Below are 903 nucleotides of genomic sequence, written 5' to 3' on the forward strand. Positions count from 1 at the left end.
CGGGTGGGGGGAGGCCGCGACGAGCTGGCGGGTCACCGGGGAAAGCCCGCGAAGTGTCGCGGCGGCCGTGCTCGGGCCGATCGCCGACGCGGTGACCGGCCTCGCCGTCGATGACCCCGGCGCCTGGGGCCGGGCCATCGAGACGAGCGTCGTCGGCAACGCGGCGGCGCGCTCGGCGGTGGACTGCGCGCTGTGGGACCTCGCGGCCCGCGCGACCGACCTGCCGCTGGCCGAGTTCATCGGCGGCCGGGCCGCCCCGGTGCGGACCGACATGACGCTGTCCGTCGGCACTCCGCGCGACCTGCTCGAACGCGCCCGCGAGCACCCCGGCTTCGGCACGCTCAAGGTCAAGGTCGGCGGCGGGGAGCACGACGTCGAGGGCGTCGAGTCGCTGCGCCGCGAGCTGGGCCCGGCGATCGTCCTGCGGGTGGACGCCAACCAGGCGTGGACCGCCGGGCAGGCCGTCGAGGCGATCCGGCGCTGGGAGGACTCCGGCGTCGGTCTCGACTTCGTGGAGCAGCCGGTGCCCGCCGCCGACGTCGAAGGGCTCGCCGCCGTGCGCGCGGCCGTCACGACGCCCGTGCTGGCCGATGAGTCCGTCTGGAACCGCCGCGACCTGCGGCAGGTCATCCGGGACGGCGCGGCCGACGCGATCAACGTGAAACTCGCCAAGTCGGGCGGGATCACCGAGGCCCGCCGGATGATCGCCCTGGCGGCCGAGGCGGGGCTCGGCGTGATGGTCGGCTGCATGATGGAAAGCCACGTGGGCATCGCCGCCTCCGCCGCGCTCGCCGCCACCTTCACCCCCATCGGCGCTCAAGACCTGGACGCGGGTCTGTGGCTCACCCGTTCCCCGGTGTCCGGCGGCGTCGAGTACCACGGCGACCTGGTCCGCCCCTCCCC

1 protein-coding gene is annotated in these 903 nt (G+C 75.6%); it reads left to right on the forward strand.

The genetic code is table 11. The features are described 5' to 3' along the window. Positions 1-903 (forward strand): dipeptide epimerase (locus C1I98_RS39340; protein WP_111172232.1); only part of this gene is annotated, 903 nt, incomplete at both ends.

It is taken from the genome of Spongiactinospora gelatinilytica (assembly GCF_003236385.1).
Lineage (GTDB): Bacteria > Actinomycetota > Actinomycetes > Streptosporangiales > Streptosporangiaceae > Spongiactinospora > Spongiactinospora gelatinilytica.